Origin of the sequence: Pseudoalteromonas undina (assembly GCF_000238275.3) — a bacterium.
GTDB classification, from domain to species: Bacteria; Pseudomonadota; Gammaproteobacteria; order Enterobacterales; family Alteromonadaceae; genus Pseudoalteromonas; species Pseudoalteromonas undina.
Window position 1 is genome coordinate 1,933,396 of sequence record NZ_AHCF03000003.1, and the last position, 18,032, is coordinate 1,951,427.

The following is an 18,032-nucleotide window of genomic DNA, read 5'->3' on the forward strand; positions in this document are numbered from 1 at the left end:
ATCGGCTACCTAATTTAAACCAAAACACTGCTTAGCGGCGGCAACATCGGTTGCTATTTGTGCCGTCAGTTGTGTTAATGTCTCGAATTTTTTCTCATTGCGGAGTTTTTCAATTAGCTCCACATGCATAAATTGTCCATAAATATCTTGTGCAAAATCAAAAAGATGAACTTCTAATAAGGCACGAGTTCCATTAAACGTGGGTTTGTTTCCAATGTTAGCCACCCCAAAAACTTGCTTTCCTGCGATCATCACTTGAACCGCAAATACACCATTGACCGGACAAACTTGACGTTTTAGCGCAATATTTGCCGTTCTAAAACCCAGTTCGCGGCCTTTTTTCCAGCCATGAATAACACGTCCAGATATTGCATAATTATGCCCAAGCATAACTTTTGCACTAACTAGGTCACCTTCTGCAAGCGCCTCTCGTATCAAGGTGCTGCTTACTCTAGCATTTAATTGCCTAAAGCTGGCAGTGCTTTTAACACTCATTCCCGCTTGGGTGCCCATAGTTGCCAATAGACTAAAGTTACCTTGGCGCTGTTTACCAAACCTAAAATCATCACCAACCGTTAATGCTTTAACGCCCAGCTTTTTAATTAAAATATCGCTAACAAACTGCTCAGCATGCATGTTTGCAAAAGCCTGATTAAAGCTAATACAAATAACGCGTTCAATTCCTAAGTTACTCAATAGGCGTAGTTTATCACGCAGTCGAGTAAGCCTAGCCGGAGCGTTATTTTTTGCAAAAAACTCTTGTGGCTGAGGCTCAAATAACATTACGGTGCTGGGTAAATTATTTTCTTTTGCATCAGCTAAAAGCCCTTTTAATACGGCAGCATGACCCAAATGAACACCATCAAAATTACCAATGGTCAGCACACAACCAAAGTGTTGTGGGCGTATATTGTGTATACCTCTAATTAACTCCATGCCACCTAATGCCTTTTTCAGCGAGCGATAAAATGCGACCTCGGGCCGCAGAGTGTCCGATTATAATCTTTTTTTTAATTTGATTCAGTAATTGCTACACTTTTTATCGTATTTAGTCTAACACCCATCAAAAACAACATAAAAAAGTAACTAACAATCGCAATAATTAATAACACAACCAATAACATAACTTGTTCGCTAAAGTGCCAACTAACCCAGTCATATTGCCTACTAGTAAACCAAACCAATGCGCCCATTGTTATACTTGCCAACAAACACTTCAAAGTGAAGTAGCCACTCATGCTGGAAAACTGATAAACATTCTCTTTTTTAAGCTGTCGATACAGTAAGTAGGCATTACAACTTGCCGACATTGAGGTTGCCAGTGCCAAACCTAAATAGCCAATAAATGGTGCCAGCATAATATTAAACACCATATTTAGTACCAAAGTAATAATACCAATGCGTACCGGTGTTTTAGTATCTTGGCGAGAATAAAACCCAGGCGCGAGGACTTTAATTAACATAAAACTGACTAATCCCACTGAGTAGGCAACCACCCCTAAGCTCACCGCCTTAACATGATCGATGCCCGCTTCTTTGAAAGCGCCATGATCAAACAGCACGGTAATAATAAGTGGGCTTATAATCATCAATCCTATCATTGCTGGAAGCCCTAAAAAAATCACAAACCTCACTCCCCAATCTAGGGTATGTTGAAAGTCGCTACTTTTTTTACTGCTGTGTAATTTTGACAGCGCAGGTAAAATAACCGTCGCAATACCAATGCCAAATAAACCAAGTGGGAATTCAATCAGTCTATCTGAGTAATACAGCCAAGCGATAGAGCCTGTCATCAATAATGAAGCTATTACCGTATCGAGTAATAAGTTAATTTGACTAATTGATACACCAAATAAGGCTGGGAGCATTAACTTGCGTACTTTTTTCACATTTTCATCTTGCCAACCCCAGCGCGGGCGCGCTAGCATTTTTGCTTTATACAAAAACGGCAGTTGAAATAATAGCTGTACCACGCCTCCTAAAAACACGCCAACAGCTAACGCATAAGCGCCTACAGAAAACTGATCATGTAATAAAATGGCACAACTAATGATGGATACATTGAGTAACACCGGGGTAAAAGCCGCAACGGCAAAACGATTATAAACGTTCATCACAGCGCCACTGAGCGCCACAAGGCTTACAAAAAACAAATAAGGAAAAGTCAATTTTAATAGCGAACTGGCAAGCTCAAACTTTTCTGCGTCAGGGCCACCTTGCCACCAATCAATAAACCAACCAGTGCCGAATAAAGCAGCAATAACAGGTGACGCTATCACACCAAAGAGCGTCACTATCAGTAAAATAGTGCCTAACGTGCCGGCGGCTTGGGCAACAAATATTCTGACCTTCTCATCGCCTTGCTGCTGTTTAATTTCACTTAATACCGGTACAAATGCTTGCGCAAAAGCCCCTTCGGCAAATAAACGGCGTAAAAAATTAGGAATACGGTTAGCAAATAAAAATACATCGGCCGCAGCGCCTGCGCCCAACAAGTTAGCTACGACGGCATCTCGTACTAGCCCTAAAATACGCGAGATCATTGTCATTGCACTTACAATCATCCCAGAACGAAACAAACCTTTTGACACTATGAATCCATATTAAAAATCAGCAATTAAGTTAATTATGCCATAGTCTTTTTTATAAATCGCTTTAAAGCACTAGGCTGGAACCCCTTGCTTTGTTACAATAGCGCTATTAACTGCTAAAGCGGCAAATTGATGTTCGTTATAAGGAGCAGTTTTTCTTGGATTGTTAAAATTAAATTGACATTCATGATAAAAACAGGCATATTCCACGGCCTTTAATTTAAGCTTTATTTAAGATTGTTAGGAGCAAACCTTGGCTAACATCAAGTCTGCAAAAAAACGCGCTATCACAAGCGAAAAAAACCGTCAGCACAACGCAAGCCGTCGTTCAATGATGCGTACTTACTTCAAAAAAGTAATCGTAGCTATTGAAGCTGGCGATAAAGAAGCTGCACAGCAAGCTTTTTCTGTTGCTACACCTATCCTAGACCGTTACGCAACTAAGGGTCTAATCCACAAAAACAAAGCTGCTCGTCATAAGAGCCGTTTAGCTGCTAAAATTAAAGCGCTATAATTTGTTTTTGCAAGATTAAAAAAACCGGCTTTTGCCGGTTTTTTTTTGCCCAAAATAAATGCGCCTATTAAACGTTATCAAGCTCTGGGTAAAACTTTTTCAACATCGCCGCAATTTTCTTTGGAGAAAATGGCTTAACTACAAATCCTTTAGCCCCTCTATCTATCGCATCCTTCACATTTTCAACGCCTGAATGAGCCGACACCATCACCACGTTTGTTTCTGGTGATAACTCATTAATTTGCGCAATAAGCTCTTTACCGTCGCCATCAGGTAGCTCTATATCTAAAAATATAATATTAAAATTGGCTGCACGACACTCGCTAATGCACTGCGCGGCCGTTGACGCCTCTTTTACATTCTCTATCCCTAAATGCATCAATGTTTGACTGAGAAAGCTACGCACCGTGCTAACATCATCAACTATTAAAATAGATAGCTGCGTATTCATATATAATCCTTATAGGCTAAAGCCATGTCTGCGAAATTGGTGATTTGCTTAAAATACAAATATTTACTTTATTATAGAGAGCTAAGCTAAAAAGGCCAGATTTGCTTTATGTCGAAAACCACAAAAAAGAGTCGCCGCAAAAAAAATAAAACGATTACTGTTAAACCTACACCCACTAATAAGCTTGCAAACCTTGGCCCACAATTAAAGCCGCAATCAAAGAACACTAAGCGTGGTATCAAGCTGACCCTGTTTTTTATTTTCACGATATTATTACTTATACTTGTTTTAGTGCCAAAGCCAAGCTTACTTACTTATAAAAAATCATCTATGGTAAGCCAAAGTGTGTATTGGCCTGGGTTGTTTTCAAGCGAACCAAAACTACTGGACTCAACCCTCCACCCGCGACTGGATAAGGAGCATAGAACCCTTTACCTATGTATTGATTTACAGCAACCGCAGAGCTGCCAAAAATATCGAATTATTGCTGAGGAAGGAATATTTTCAGTATTGCTTACTTACTTTTAACATTAAAAAAACTAATCTGAAAATTTAAAATTACTTGGTTGAAAGCTGTGCAAAAGATCAACATAATGGCGCTCCTTTTTTCAACAACTGAACTATTGAAACGACCATGCTAAACGAGCTAGATTGGCTTTTAAATACATTACTACTTGCACTAGGTTTAGGTGCATTCTTTATTAACCAACTGACACTGCTTCGCGTTGCTGCGATTAGTGCTTGTGGTTTGTTATTCCTATCATTTAGCTTAGATCTTATGTCGTCGAGTATTATTTCAAATATGAGTTTAGTTTTGATCAACACATTTTACTTGTTCAAAGTTTATACATTTGGGCAATTTACTGTATCTCAACACTAATTACTTCCCCTTAGAATATTTTATAGCCCAGTTTTTCTGGGCTTTTTTTATCCCACAGCTTTAAAAATCTTGGGTCTTAGTTTGAACTAAGTTAAAATTTATCTCGTATTAGCCTAATTTGAGATAAGCCCATGCCGTTGTCAGATTTCGATTTATTCTTATCCTCTATGGAAGATGTTACCCCTATCAATCACGACACCGTGACATTACCATCTAAAAGCCATAAAACGGGTATCGCACAGCAAGAAAAAAACAAAGCTGCACAATTAAACTTAAACAGTGAACAATTTAATCCGTTAGATGAACCACTTGAATTGCTCGACCCACTCGCCATATTAAGCTTTAAACGAGATGGCGTGCAAAGCCCGGTTTTTAAAAACGTAAGACTAGCTAAATATCAGCTCGATGCGACATTAGATTTACACGGGCAGCTTTTAAAAAATGCCCATGATTCGTTGCAGGCCTTTATTAAAGATTGCCACCAGCGCAATATAAGAATGGTTCTTGTTCGTCATGGAATAGGAATTAAAAATAAAGCCAAACCGGGTATTTTAAAAAGTTACGTAAACCAGTGGTTGCAAACTATTCCCTGTGTTTTAGCATTTCATACTGCACTCAGGCAGCATGGAGGAAGTGGTGCAACGTATGTCTTACTGAAGAAGAGTGATGATAAGAAGCATCAAAACCGAGAAATCCACAGCAAGCGTAGCTAATTCCTACTGTGGTAATAAGAGTTAGTTGAGCAGCACTGTCGCATTGGCTTGGTTAAACCAAGCAGATATTCCTAATATAATGATAGATACAACCACAATGCTGATTTTTGCGCCCCCTTGACTGGGTTTCATAATTCATCCTATTTATTATTATTGTTAGAACGGCTTTTAACAATAATAAAAATTACAAATGTTAACAAGCTGTTTCTATTAAAAGTTAAACAAATTTTAATGCTTTAAAGTCAAACAACTCTAAACTAATAACCTTGCTGCTTATTAATGCAATTAATTAATGGCTGTCTCGCTTTTAAGCGCAAAATATTATCTGCTATTTGTTCAACAACACTATCTAGATCTGACAACGCAGCACAATGCGGCGTTAAAGTAATATTTGGGTGCTGCCAATAAGGGTGTTCGCTTGGTAGTGGCTCACTGGCAAATACATCAAGCGTTGCTGCTCGTAGACGTGCGTTGTTGAGCGCATCGAGCAAATCAGCTTCAACAACATGCTCACCTCGGGCCACATTAATTAACACTGCGTGCTCAGGAAGTTGCTTAAGCAACTGTTGATTAATAATACCTTTGGTATTACTAGTAAGTGGCAGTAGACAGATTAAATAATCTGTATTCACTAACGTATCATTTAGTCCCTGATCACCATGGTAGAGTGTTGCTATGGTTGATGTTTTAGGACTTCTGCTCCAAGCATTGACTTTAAAAGCGTTACTAACCAGCCTATGTGCACATGCTTGACCTAGTTCGCCAAACCCTAAAATACTCACTTGATTATGTTTATGCGCTCTTTTGGGTTTCCATTCACTTTGCTGTTGTTTTAAAAAATATTCTTTTAATCGCAATTTTTGCGCTAATACATGGGTAAGAACATATTCAGCCATGTCGTTGGCTAACTGTTTATCGACAATGCGCACTACTTCAACATGTGCAGGTAGTAAACTTAAATCGATACTATCAACCCCAGCACCAAACGATGACACCGCTTTCAAATTTATCAACTTTGGCCATAAAGACGCGGGCGCATTCCAAGCCAGTACAAATTCCACACTTGCAAAATCTTGGCAATCATCAAGCTGCTCAATTTGAATATTGGGTAATTGTGATTGCATTCTTGCAATTAATTTTGTGTTATCTCGACCGGTAATCGCGACTAAAACTGACATGATGATTCCTTAAAAAGTAACCGTAAATAATAGTACTGGTATGATTTAATTCAATAGTAAGTAAACGGTTTTAAAAAGTCACACAACTGACCGCGTATTGTCATATCCGCACTCTAAGCTAAACATATTGGCCTTAGCCTAGTATAAAAAGAGGTGCGTATGATCAGTGTAGATAAAGTAATAGCAACCAATTTACCACAGTTAACTAACTCATTTAAAATAAAAAAACTGGTAAAAAAAAGTCTTAGCTACTTATTACATGAACAAGAATTTACAAACTTTGCAACTGCCTATCCCCACCTTCAAGGAATAGAATTTGTAGAGCAAGTACTTGATGAACTTGATTTTGAAACTCGTTATAAAGCTAAGCAAATAGAAAATATTCCCAGTGAAGGAAAAATTGTCATTATTGCAAACCACCCTATCGGCTCCTTAGATGCGCTTGCATTAATTAATGTGTTATCAACGGTAAGAGCCGATTTAAAAGTAGTGGCTAACCGTATGTTAATGACCGTTGACGCCATGCATTCGTTATTACTACCCGTTGATAACCTATCAGGGCAAAGTAAAAAACAAGAGCTGAGTAATATCCACCAGCACTTAAAAAATGAAGGAGCGTTACTTATTTTCCCTGCCGGTGAAGTTTCTCGACTTCGTCCTACGGGTATAAAAGACTGCAAATGGAACAGTGGCTTTTTACGCATTGCTAAAAAGGCTAACAGCCCTATTTTGCCTATCTATATTAAAGCCAGAAATAGTCCGCTGTTTTACGGCGCATCAATGCTTTATAAACCACTGGCTAGCTTATTACTGGTAAAAGAAATGTTTAAGCAACGTCAAAAATCACTCGAGTTTGAAATTGGCGCTTCCATTGCTCCTGAGTCTTATTTAATCCCAGACTTAAAAGACAAAGAAGTGGTTGAGCTAATCCGTAAGCAACTATATCGTTTAACCACAAAAAAAACGCTACCATTAAAAACTCATGCTCCAATTGCCTCTCCTGAATGTAAAAAAGAATTAAAAAAAGCCATAGAATGCTGCGAACATTTAGGTAAAACCAGTGATGGCATGGTGATTTATTTGTACCAATACCAAGGAAGCTCTCCCTTATTTCGTGAACTGGGCCGCTTACGAGAAATCGCTTTTCGGGCTGTAGGTGAAGGTAGTGGAAACCGCCGAGACATAGATAAATACGATATGCACTATCAGCACTTAGTATTGTGGGATGAACATGCACTAGAGTTGGTGGGTGCTTACCGATTAGCTTGTGCACAGGATGTGATTGAACAACACTCACAAAGTGGGCTTTATACCGATAGCCTATTTAATTATACCCAAGATATGACTCCTTATTTTAAACAAGGCATAGAGCTAGGCCGAAGCTTTGTACAACCTAAATATTGGGGCAGAAAAAGTCTCGACTACTTATGGTATGGTATTGGCGCTTTTATAAATCGCTACCCCCAATACCGTTACTTATTTGGTGCGGTGAGTGTGTCAAACGCACTACCTGAGCAGGCAAAGTCTTTATTAGTGCATTATTATCAGCACTATTATGGCTGTGAAAAATCACTCGCAACGCCTAACAATGCTTTTCGTCACACACCTGATCAGCAAACTCAGTGCACTAACTTGTTCGAGGGTAATAATATAAAAGAAGATTTTGTAGAGCTTAAACACATACTCGCTAACATGGGCACGCATGTACCCACACTATTTAAACAATATACAGAGCTATGCGAACCAAATGGTGTTAAATTTTTAAGCTTTAGTATTGATCCACAATTCAATAATTGTATTGATGGCCTAGTATTGGTTGATCTTGAAAAAGTAAAACCAAGCAAAGCAAAGCGCTACTTGGGTACTGATAAATCAGCATCAGCAAGTTAAAGCGTTAACCCTTAATCGAATAACTATTAAAGCGGCATTAAGCGGCGCTTTAATAGTTATTAATACTTCAAGGCTGAGTAAAAATACCATCGAGTAATTGCGTATAAATCTTTTCTATTTCTAACAAGTCGCAAATCGGTACATGTTCATTAACCTGATGAATACTATGGTTTCGTACCCCACACTCTATGACTTGTGTTTTTTGCTGTGCAAAAAATCGTCCGTCCGACGTCCCACCACTGGTGCTTAATAAAGGGTAATTCCCCGTCACTTTAAAAATTGCTTGCTCTAACTGAGCGAGTAAGCAACTCTCAATATTATGGCTTGTATAATAAGGTTCACATGGACGCTCCCACTGTATAACCAAATGCTCGCTGAAATCCTTCAGTGCAGCAAACACACGTTGCTTAACATGTTTACTTTTATACCCATGGCTATAGCGAATATTAAAAGTAATATCACACTGAGCTGGCACGAGGTTATCTAGCACATTATCAATATTAATACCGGTGACTTGCAGCGTTGTTTTTGAACTAAGTTCATCTAAAGGCCAGTCTATTTGTGTGAGCCTATTGACCACTTCAGCACTGATGTGCGCAGCATTAATGGTATTCTCAGGATAGGCTACATGCCCAGCCTTTCCTTGAATAGCTAATCGCGCAGATAAGGCTCCACGTCGACCATTTTTTATAGTGTCACCTACCTGCAGGTGGCTGGTTGGCTCACCAACAATACAGCCATCAAGCACAACGCCCTGTTGTGCTAATCGCTTGGCAATCAACACAGAGCCATGCTCCGCCTCACCTTCTTCATCTGAGGTGATCAGCCAAAATAATGTTCCCTGCTTTTGCTGCGCGCTGTTTATTAACGTCTGCGTTGCACTAAGCATCGCGGCAATGCCTCCTTTCATATCGGCGGCACCACGCCCATAAATTGCATCGTTAATTATGTGTCCACCAAACGGATCGGCTAACCAGCCACCTTGCGTTGCGGGTACCACATCAATATGGCCAGAAAATGCCACCACGGGGCCTGCCCCAAAGGTTATTTTTGCAATTAAGTTTGTCACATTATTAGAACTAAATTGCTCTGTACTAAAGCCTAACTCAGTAAGGTGGTTCGCAAGCCACTCAATGCCACCAGCTGGATTAGGAGTAATCGATTTAAATCGGATCAGAGTTTGTAAGTGACTCACTGTTTTTAACTGTGCAATAGTTAAGTACGGCGCTTGTGCTTTTGTATTGATAGCTTTTGTCATAATAAACACACCTCGTTTTAGCAGTGTATTTATTACAACGACTTTTTATGACCGCATTATGAATTTACTAGCTAACGTGCGCCCTCTTCTATTAATGTTTCTCGTGTAACCTGCACTATGTGCTTATCTTCTTTAGTTAACTTGGTTTTTTTCCAAGAGCCACGCATAAACCATGCAAATGCTATCAATGCGATGGTTATGTTAGTAATTGCAAAAGAATACCAAATGCCTTGATCGCCAAGCTCAGTATGATTAGAAAGAATATAAGCGGCAGGGAACTGCACTACACATTGTGATAATAACGCGATAACCATTGCATTGAGCATATTACCTGAGGCACGAAAAGCAGCAACAATACAAAGTTGCACCCCTATTCCACCCCAACTTAAGCACATTACTTGCACAAATTGCGCGCCTTTAGTAATAACGTCATTATCGTCAGGAATAAAAAATGCAACTAATGAATCTGCATATAAATATGCAATGGCGCCAACACATGAGAGCCCTAACAAGCCCCACACACTAGCAAGTTTAGTGATCTGCTCAGCCCGCTTGATATTACCAGCCCCCATGTTTTGCCCAACCAAGGTTGATACCGCCATTGATAAGCCCATAGCGGGGATCATTACCATTTGCAAAATATTAGAGCCAACACCATAAGCAGCAATTGTCGTAGTACCAAAGCTGGCAACTAGAAATGACATGATGATCAAACCAAATGCACGTGTCGATAATTCAATAGAGCCAGGCGCTCCCAAGAAAAAAGCGCGCTTAATATAGTGCCAGTCGGGGTAAAAGCTTTTTAGCTGTAATTGAATACCATGGCGACCACGTAAAAATATAATGATGCCCGCAAGCGCCGCTAAGCTCTGTGTAACCAATGTTGCTAGCGCAGCGCCCATCACACCAAGCCCCTCAAAACGACCATAGCCAAATATGAATAACGGATCGAGTATAAAATTAAGTAACACGGTTGTGCTGACTATAATTAACGGCACCTTCGTTTGCCCTATACCCCGCATCAGCGATTGAAACATGGCATAAATAAACACAAAAATAACGCCAATAAAAGATACATGCATAAACTTAAGTGCATCACTATATACGGCCGCTTCAACCCCCAGTAAGGTTAAAAAATAAGGTGATAATGCATAGCCTAGTAACCCAAGTAATAGTGCAACTAATGTCACCATTAACACCGTTTGCGCGGCAACATGGTTGACCTTATCTTGTTGTCCCGCCCCCATGTATTGGGCCGATAAAATCGCCCCAGCCATAGCAAATCCTGAACCTATCGCAATAACTAAAAATGTGACAGGCATACTAATCGATACAGCAGCCACTTGCGCAGCCCCTAACCGGCCAACCCAAAAAGCATCTGTAAGCTGATAAGCAGACTGCAAAATATTAATGAGGACAATAGGAATGCCTAATTTTAATAGCGCTTTGGCAATAGAGCCTTGAAGAAATAGTTGACCAGAGGGAGTCATGAGGCCGCTTACTTTTATTAAACCGTGAACATAGCCTTAGTTTAACAAAACTAGCTGATTATATTCTGAATACTTCGTTTACGGCCGGTATTTAAGTGATCAGTCAATAATTTTTGAGCACTAAGTAAGTAAAAGTTTAATCTAAATCAATAAATAGAGGCTCTTTACTTATACGCTTTTGAAACTTTGATCTAGAACAGGTTTTTATTTTTAAACTCGAGCGATAATAGCCTCAATCAACAAATAGTCACACAGTAGTTCACGGAGAACAACATGAAAACTAAACTAAGCATTGCAATACTTACTTCTTTACTAGCTCTTTCTCCTGCAGCACACGCTAACTTTAGCGTTAATGTTGGCGCAATTAATGTTAACCCTGATAACGATGGCTCAAAGATTAACGAAGCACCTACTCTTGGTTTAAAAGGTGATTCAAATACTCAGTTAGGTATTACTGTAGATTATGCATTTAACGACCAATGGGTGTTAGAGCTTATTGCAGCAACGCCATTCTCTCATGATGTAGAAGGTACAGGCGGTTTAGCTGGTAATAAAATTGCCGACATTAAACATTTACCACCATCACTGGTTGCACAATACCACTTTTTAGACAGCAGCTACGCACTTCGTCCATTTGTTGGTGTAGGTATTAACTATACGACGTTCTTTGACGAGCAGCCTTCTGCAGCACTTAAAGCAACTTTAAATACTGACGACGTGGAAGTAAAACTAGATGATTCATTTGGTTTTGTTGCTCAAGTAGGTGCTAACTACAAGATTGATGAGAAATGGGGCCTACACGCTATGGTATCTATCATGGATATAGATACTGATGCGACTGTATATGCTAATGGCGCAAAAGCATTAACTTCAACCGTGTCACTTGACCCTGTTGTAGCTATGTTTGGTCTTAAATACTCGTTTTAATAACGATTATGTGTGTGTTAAAAAGGCCGTAAGGCCTTTTTTTTGCGTGTAATTAACGAGGTAAGTTATTTACTTTTTTTTGCTCAAGCATTTCTTTCCAATGAATTATTTCTGCCGGTAAAATAGGTGCTACGCCTTCAAAACCAGCAACCTCCAGCATATGCTCAACGCTTACCACCCCTTTTTTACTTTTAAATACGCCACGTACATAGGCAATTGCATGTAAGCCACGCTCTGAATGAAATTTTTGTTCAATATAAAAGTATTTATGATCCCAGCCGACTAAACGGGTACTAATGGTAAAGCGCTGCATAGGCTTAATATCACGGATATAAGTAATGGCGGTTGCATTAACAATAGGAAACCAACGACGCTTCATTATTTGCTTTAGTAAACCAACTCGCTCGGTCATCCATGTGCGCGATAAATCCATCATTGCTAAATAGCGTGAATTAGTTAAGTGCAAATTAATATCACAGTCACTTGGCAGTGCTTTGTAGTCTATATCAACCGTGTCTAACAATGATTGATAATCACGATTACGTTTAATTTTGAAAAATAATAGTAGCAGTCTAAAATATAAATTCACAGTAGAGGTCTTACCAGTTTGTTTTTTGTGAGTGTATCATAGCAATTGATCCCCTAGGGTATTTTTACACCAAGGGGTCAATCACTAAGAAAGGTTGTTTTAATATCTATCTTTAAACTTTAACCGTTTTACGATTAATACCGTAATCACGTAGTTTATTAGCTACCGCTGTATGGCTTAGCCCTAAGCGCTTAGCTAACTGACGTGAACTTGGATAAGCTGGATAAAGCTTACGCAATAAGGTAGCTTCAAAACGCTTAACCGCTTGATCAAGCGAGCCCTCAAAATCAGACTCTAAATAGCCTAAATCATGGGTAAAGGTCGGCAGTTGTAAATGCTCAACTCGCAATTCACTGTCTTCTAACAACGATACCGCACGGTAAATAGCATTTTCTAATTGGCGCACATTACCTGGCCATGGGTAATCTTGTAAAAACGTTAAACATTCTTCAGATAGCTCAGGCACAGTATGGCCATTTTGCTGCGCATATTTTTGAATAAAGTGTTCAGCAAGTGGGCCAACATCGGCTTTACGATCTCTCAGTGGTGCAATTTCTAACGTTAGTACATTAATGCGATAGTATAAGTCTTCTCTAAATACGCCTTCTTGCACCATTGCAGGTAAATCTTTTTGGGTAGCAGCAACTATGCGAACATTTACTTTAACTTCGTTTTCGTCGCCTACTTTTCGAAACGTACCGTCTTGTAAAAAGCGCAGTAATTTAGTTTGGAGCTGAGTCGACATTTCACCCACTTCATCTAAAAATACTGTTCCACCATCCGCTTGTTCAAGTACACCGCGTTTAGGCGCTGCATTTTCTTCATATCCGGCGTAACCAAAAAGTTCTGACTCAGCAACATCATCTGGTAACGAGGCACACGATAAAGCAATAAACGGTTTTACTGAGCGGTTAGATGCATAGTGACAAGCTCGCGCTAATAACTCTTTACCTGTGCCGGTTTCACCGGTGATAAGAATAGGGGCTTCAAGTTGCGCCATTTTACGCGCTTCGCGTACAACACGACGCATCGCCGTACTAAAATTGTGAATTGTCGCAAAGCTTTCTTGGCCATAGCGTCTAAACGCACTCACTTGCTGACCTAGGCGGCTTTGCGATTTTATATTAATTACCGCACCCGCTAACACATCCCCCTCACTGCCTTGTGGTACAGCAATAGGTAAAATATCGGCAATAAAGTCTTCACCTGCCACTTCTACACGGGTAGTTTGCCCAAGTACTTCTTTGCCTTCTAACCAACGGGTAAAATTAAAACCTTTAAGTAAATTATTGATATTGGCGCCAATGACTTCTTTTTCTGTTAGCTGTAAGTCTTTACACGCCGCGTCGTTACACAAACGCACCCAGCCTTTAGCATCAATAGATATAACACCATCTGGCAGTGCTCTTAATAAGGTGTTTAATTCATTGTGCTCACGTTCAGAAGGTAAAAACGCGGTGGTACGTACATCATGTACACCATCGATCAATCGAATTGAAGGCATAATTTTTTGAAATTGTTCAAATTCAATTTCAGGAAAACTCACATACATACGGCAATTAACTGAGTCGACTTCAATTCCTTTCAAGTCAACATTGTAGCTAACTAAAATATTAAGAATCTCTTGAGCAATACCAACTCGGTCTGCACAGTGAATATCTAAACGCATACACCCTCAGGTAAGGAAAAAACTAATTGGCGTGAATAATACGCTAACTATGATTATCAGCATAGTTTATTGTAAAGAAATTTGGACGAAAAATGTTTTTTTACTTCCTAGAGCGCTTTTTCAAGCACTTAAAATATTTAATCTTGGCTGCTCACTAAAAGTCGGGGTCATTACATGTAAATATAGCCAAACTAACTTTGTATAAATTATATTCTCCAATGGGCTAATCATTGCTGTGCATCCGCTAATATTTGCTCATGTTTAATCTAAACGGTGATTATTAAAATAAAGTAGTAAAGGTTAACGATTGTTGAATAACTTGGTGCTTGTAACCCCCCGTAAATAAAGCGGTTTTATATTTTTTCAATAAAACTTAAAACCGGATAAAAGATAGCTTTGCAAAGACAATGTTACTTGTGTTGTTAAATATCTTTTTTGATAAGTTTAGGTGTTTAGTGCAACAACTAGAACTTTAGGTGTTGGTATTTAACAATTACATAACGGATGTGTGATAGCGCGCTCAACGCTTCCCCTCGTACAAAGGTCTATGTATACTTAAGCGCAATTGTAACTAGGATAAGGGTGTGACTCTTACCTAAACGTATAGCTGCGTTTAGCAAACCATTACCTTAGCTGCATAAAAACACTGATGATCGAGCATTTATTATACTTTTTAGAAGTAACAATTTAGCTAAATAAAAAACCACAAGGTCATCAAAACAATAATGAATTAGGAAGTAAATATGAGTTCAAATTCTGACAGTGGCTGGTTTGGTCACCCTAAAGGACTTTCAACCCTGTTTTTCACAGAAATGTGGGAACGAATGAGTTACTACGGTATGCGAGCTATGCTCGTATTATTTATGACAGCAAGTTTACAACAAGAAGGCTTAGGATTTACCGTTGCTTCTGCTGCTGCAATTTATGGCTTATACACAGGTTCAGTATACTTTTTAGGTTTACCTGGTGGCTGGTTAGCAGATAGATTATTTGGTGGTCAAAAAGCAGTATGGTACGGCGGTATCATCATCATGTGTGGCCACATTATTTTAGCCGTTCCGCATGAATATTCTTTTTTCATTGGTTTAATCTTTGTCGCAACGGGTACTGGTTTACTTAAACCTAATATCAGTGCCATGGTTGGTCAGCTTTATACTGACGAAGATGAACGCCGTGACGGTGGTTACGCTATTTACTACATGGGTATTAACTTAGGTTCTTTAATTGGTTACTACGTTTGTGGTTACTTTATGGAAAACGTAGGTTGGCACTGGGCATTTGGTGCAGCTGCTGTAGGTATGGCTATTGGTTTAATACAATACAAACGTACACTTAATAACTTACCAGAACATAGCTCGTTACCTGCGAATCCATTAAGCCCTAAAGGTGCTTCACGCGCCTGGGGCGGTATTGCTGCGTTTGTAATTGTTGTTGCCAGCGTGACTGCTGCTGCGATGACAGGCGCTATAGTTATTAACCCGACTATTGTTGCAGGTTACACAGCAGTTGTATTTACTGTTATCTTTTTCATTTACTTTGGCCTTGTTTATTTCAAAGGCAAACTAACCGACGCTGAAAAGCAAAGAATGTGGGCGCTATTTTTAGTCTGTGTCGCTTCTGCGTGTTTTTGGTCTGGTTTTGAACAAGCGGGTTCTTCATTAAACCTATTTGCTCGTGACTACACAGACCGTCTTATTGGCACATTTGAAATTCCAACGACTTGGTTCCAATCTTTAAACTCGCTATTTATTATTGCCCTATCACCATTTTTTGCCGCTCTTTGGATTAATTTATCTAAGAAAATGGTTTCGCCTACTTATAGCGTAAAATGTGCGTTGGGCTTAGTTATTATGGCTTCAGGCTTTTTAGTTATGTTTATGGCAGCACATTACGCAGCTGAAGGCTTAAAAGTAGCTCCTTACTGGCTGGTTACAACGTATTTTTTACATACAGTGGGTGAGCTTTGTTTAAGCCCAGTCGCATTGAGTGCGGTAAGTAAATTATCTCCTCGTCGCTATACGGGTCAAATGATGGGTGTATTTGTACTGACATACTCAATTGGTAACGTAATTTCAGGATTACTTGCTGGTAACTTTGATCCTAACAATGTTGCAGAAATTCCTAACCTTTACTTACAAATTGCATTATTTAGTATCGGTGTAGGTATCATCTTAGTACTGATGAGCTTCAAAGCTAAGGTATGGGAAAAACAAGGTTTAGAACAAACCGCACCAGCACAATAATTTAAATTAATCACAACGCGTAATTATGCGCTTTGACTAATGATATTAAATACCCCCTGCAGCTAACTGCAGGGGGTATTTTTATGGCTAACTAACCTGAACTCTGGATAATAGATCTCTTAGCCAGAGTTCAGGTTAACTAAATTTGTTGTTACAGCGTAATACTACAGAGTAAGTGGAGTTAATGAATCAAACCCTCAATATCTATTGCTTTGTTAATGTTGTGAGCAGCTACGCTCAGGTTGAGTGTAAACAATAGAATACAAAAACCACTCTTTTTTTAGTATGAAAGAACTAAAAAAACAGATGGGCAATTAAATTTAAAACAAATAAATTCAGTAACATACATGAAAAATACGTACATTATCCGAGCTAGCTAATTTTTACTTACCTCGGCACGTATGTAAATAAATATCATACTTTGCTAACCGTCCCGTAAAATTTACACACGCGCTATTTACTAAATAACAACACCCTCTTCCCCAAAGCAGTAATCTGGTTAATCATGCAGGCAATACGATAACTAATAATCGCAGTGCTTAATTGCGGGAGTAATTATAATGAGTGAAGTAAATAATCCTTTAGGTTTGGTTGGTATTGAGTTTACTGAATACGCAACACCCGATGCCGATTACATGGACAAAGTGTTTACCGATTTTGGTTTTTCAAAATTAAAAAAATTCAAAGGTAAAGACATTGTTTATTACAACCAAAACGATATTCATTTTTTACTAAATAATGAACGCGACGGCTTTTCAGCTGAGTTTGCTAAAAATCACGGCCCAGCAATTTGTTCTATGGGCTGGCGTGTAGAGAACGCTCAAGCAGCATTTGAAGCAGCGGTTAAGCGTGGCGCTAAGCCTGCCACTGATGCAGCTAATAAAGACTTACCATACCCTGCTATTTACGGCATTGGCGATAGCTTAATTTACTTTATTGAACAATTTGGAGATAAAGGCTCTATCTACGATAATGATTTCGAAGATCTGAGCGAGCCAAACAAAGTTGAGAGTAAAGGCTTCTTACGTATCGACCACCTAACCAACAACGTATATAAAGGTACTATGGAAACATGGGCTAACTTTTACAAAGACGTGTTTGGTTTTACCGAAGTACGTTACTTTGATATTAAAGGCCAAAAAACAGCCCTGCTTTCATATGCATTAAAATCACCATGCGGTACCTTCTCTATTCCAATCAATGAAGGTAAAGGTAACGACAATAACCAAATTGATGAATACCTAGGTGAATACAATGGCCCAGGTGTGCAGCATTTGGCGTTCTTAACTGACGACTTAGTAAGCTCATTAGATAAGCTTGATAAATCGACTATCGCTACTTTAGATATTATTCCAGAGTACTACGATACTATTTTTGACCGTGTTCCATGGGTTAAAGAAGATAAAGAGAAAATCCGTGAACATCAAATCCTTGTTGATAGCCAAAGCGAAGATTGCTACTTACTGCAAATTTTCTCTAAAAACTTATTTGGTCCTATCTTCATTGAAATGATTCAACGAGTTGATGATGGCGGCTTTGGTGAAGGTAACTTCCAAGCGCTATTCGAATCAATCGAGCGAGATCAAGAACGTCGCGGCGTTTTATAAGCAAATAAAATAACTTTAAAAAGCAGCGTATT

Annotated in this window: 16 protein-coding genes; 8 read left to right on the plus strand and 8 right to left on the minus strand. The window is 39.1% G+C overall.

Going from position 1 to position 18,032, the window contains the following annotated elements:
- Positions 1-9: 9 nt before the first annotated feature.
- Entirely contained in the window at positions 10-936 is a 927-nt protein-coding gene (gene ribF, locus PUND_RS12540) for a bifunctional riboflavin kinase/FAD synthetase (protein ID WP_010391271.1), read from the minus strand.
- Positions 937-1,010: 74 nt separating this feature from the next.
- A complete protein-coding gene (gene murJ, locus PUND_RS12545) occupies positions 1,011-2,549 on the minus strand; it encodes a murein biosynthesis integral membrane protein MurJ (protein ID WP_041709107.1) in 1,539 nt (512 codons plus the stop codon).
- A 295-nt stretch (positions 2,550-2,844) separates the two neighbouring features.
- Between murJ and rpsT the strand changes: the two genes are divergently transcribed.
- Positions 2,845-3,105 (plus strand): 30S ribosomal protein S20, encoded by a 261-nt coding sequence (rpsT, locus tag PUND_RS12550; protein ID WP_008114420.1) that lies wholly within the window; start codon positions 2,845-2,847, stop codon positions 3,103-3,105.
- Positions 3,106-3,172: 67 nt separating this feature from the next.
- Here rpsT and PUND_RS12555 read toward each other — a convergent pair whose 3' ends face one another.
- A complete protein-coding gene (locus tag PUND_RS12555) occupies positions 3,173-3,556 on the minus strand; it encodes a response regulator (RefSeq protein ID WP_008114419.1) in 384 nt (127 codons plus the stop codon).
- A 108-nt stretch (positions 3,557-3,664) separates the two neighbouring features.
- Between PUND_RS12555 and PUND_RS12560 the strand changes: the two genes are divergently transcribed.
- From PUND_RS12560 to smrA, 3 genes are all read left to right on the plus strand, one after another.
- Positions 3,665-4,084, plus strand: a complete 420-nt coding sequence (locus PUND_RS12560) for a hypothetical protein (protein WP_010391267.1) — start codon at positions 3,665-3,667, stop codon at positions 4,082-4,084.
- A gap of 106 nt (positions 4,085-4,190) precedes the next feature.
- Positions 4,191-4,436: a hypothetical protein gene (locus tag PUND_RS12565; protein WP_008114416.1), complete on the plus strand. Its 246-nt coding sequence runs from the start codon at positions 4,191-4,193 to the stop codon at positions 4,434-4,436.
- A 131-nt stretch (positions 4,437-4,567) separates the two neighbouring features.
- Positions 4,568-5,149: a DNA endonuclease SmrA gene (gene smrA / locus PUND_RS12570; protein WP_010391266.1), complete on the plus strand. Its 582-nt coding sequence runs from the start codon at positions 4,568-4,570 to the stop codon at positions 5,147-5,149.
- Between the two features lie 257 nt (positions 5,150-5,406).
- On the opposite strand, the gene PUND_RS12575 is transcribed toward smrA, so the two are convergent.
- Positions 5,407-6,327 carry a 2-hydroxyacid dehydrogenase gene (locus PUND_RS12575; RefSeq protein ID WP_010391263.1) on the minus strand — a complete coding sequence of 307 codons (921 nt, stop codon included), beginning with the start codon at positions 6,325-6,327 and terminating at the stop codon, positions 5,407-5,409.
- Between the two features lie 159 nt (positions 6,328-6,486).
- Here PUND_RS12575 and olsF point away from each other — a divergent pair, with 159 nt between their 5' ends.
- On the plus strand, positions 6,487-8,217 hold the full coding sequence (gene olsF / locus PUND_RS12580; protein ID WP_010391261.1) for a bifunctional ornithine lipid synthase OlsF: 1,731 nt from the start codon (positions 6,487-6,489) through the stop codon (positions 8,215-8,217).
- A gap of 67 nt (positions 8,218-8,284) precedes the next feature.
- Here olsF and dapE read toward each other — a convergent pair whose 3' ends face one another.
- Both dapE and PUND_RS12590 read right to left on the minus strand, forming a co-directional pair.
- On the minus strand, positions 8,285-9,475 hold the full coding sequence (dapE, locus tag PUND_RS12585) for a succinyl-diaminopimelate desuccinylase (RefSeq protein WP_010391259.1): 1,191 nt from the start codon (positions 9,473-9,475) through the stop codon (positions 8,285-8,287).
- Between the two features lie 71 nt (positions 9,476-9,546).
- Positions 9,547-10,965, minus strand: coding sequence for an MATE family efflux transporter (locus tag PUND_RS12590; protein WP_010391258.1), 1,419 nt, complete (start codon positions 10,963-10,965; stop codon positions 9,547-9,549).
- Positions 10,966-11,238: 273 nt separating this feature from the next.
- Here PUND_RS12590 and PUND_RS12595 point away from each other — a divergent pair, with 273 nt between their 5' ends.
- Positions 11,239-11,892 carry an OmpW/AlkL family protein gene (locus PUND_RS12595; protein ID WP_010391257.1) on the plus strand — a complete coding sequence of 218 codons (654 nt, stop codon included), beginning with the start codon at positions 11,239-11,241 and terminating at the stop codon, positions 11,890-11,892.
- Between the two features lie 52 nt (positions 11,893-11,944).
- Here PUND_RS12595 and PUND_RS12600 read toward each other — a convergent pair whose 3' ends face one another.
- Entirely contained in the window at positions 11,945-12,481 is a 537-nt protein-coding gene (locus PUND_RS12600; RefSeq protein WP_008109547.1) for a thioesterase family protein, read from the minus strand.
- Positions 12,482-12,593: 112 nt separating this feature from the next.
- Complete coding sequence (tyrR, locus tag PUND_RS12605; protein ID WP_008109548.1) at positions 12,594-14,150, minus strand: transcriptional regulator TyrR; 1,557 nt, start codon at positions 14,148-14,150, stop codon at positions 12,594-12,596.
- Positions 14,151-14,893: 743 nt separating this feature from the next.
- On the opposite strand from tyrR, the gene PUND_RS12610 reads away from it, so the two are divergent.
- Together PUND_RS12610 and hppD are read left to right on the plus strand one after the other, a co-directional pair.
- Positions 14,894-16,393, plus strand: coding sequence for a peptide MFS transporter (locus PUND_RS12610; protein ID WP_008109550.1), 1,500 nt, complete (start codon positions 14,894-14,896; stop codon positions 16,391-16,393).
- Between the two features lie 560 nt (positions 16,394-16,953).
- A complete protein-coding gene (hppD, locus tag PUND_RS12615) occupies positions 16,954-18,000 on the plus strand; it encodes a 4-hydroxyphenylpyruvate dioxygenase (RefSeq protein WP_008109551.1) in 1,047 nt (348 codons plus the stop codon).
- Positions 18,001-18,032: the final 32 nt, after the last annotated feature.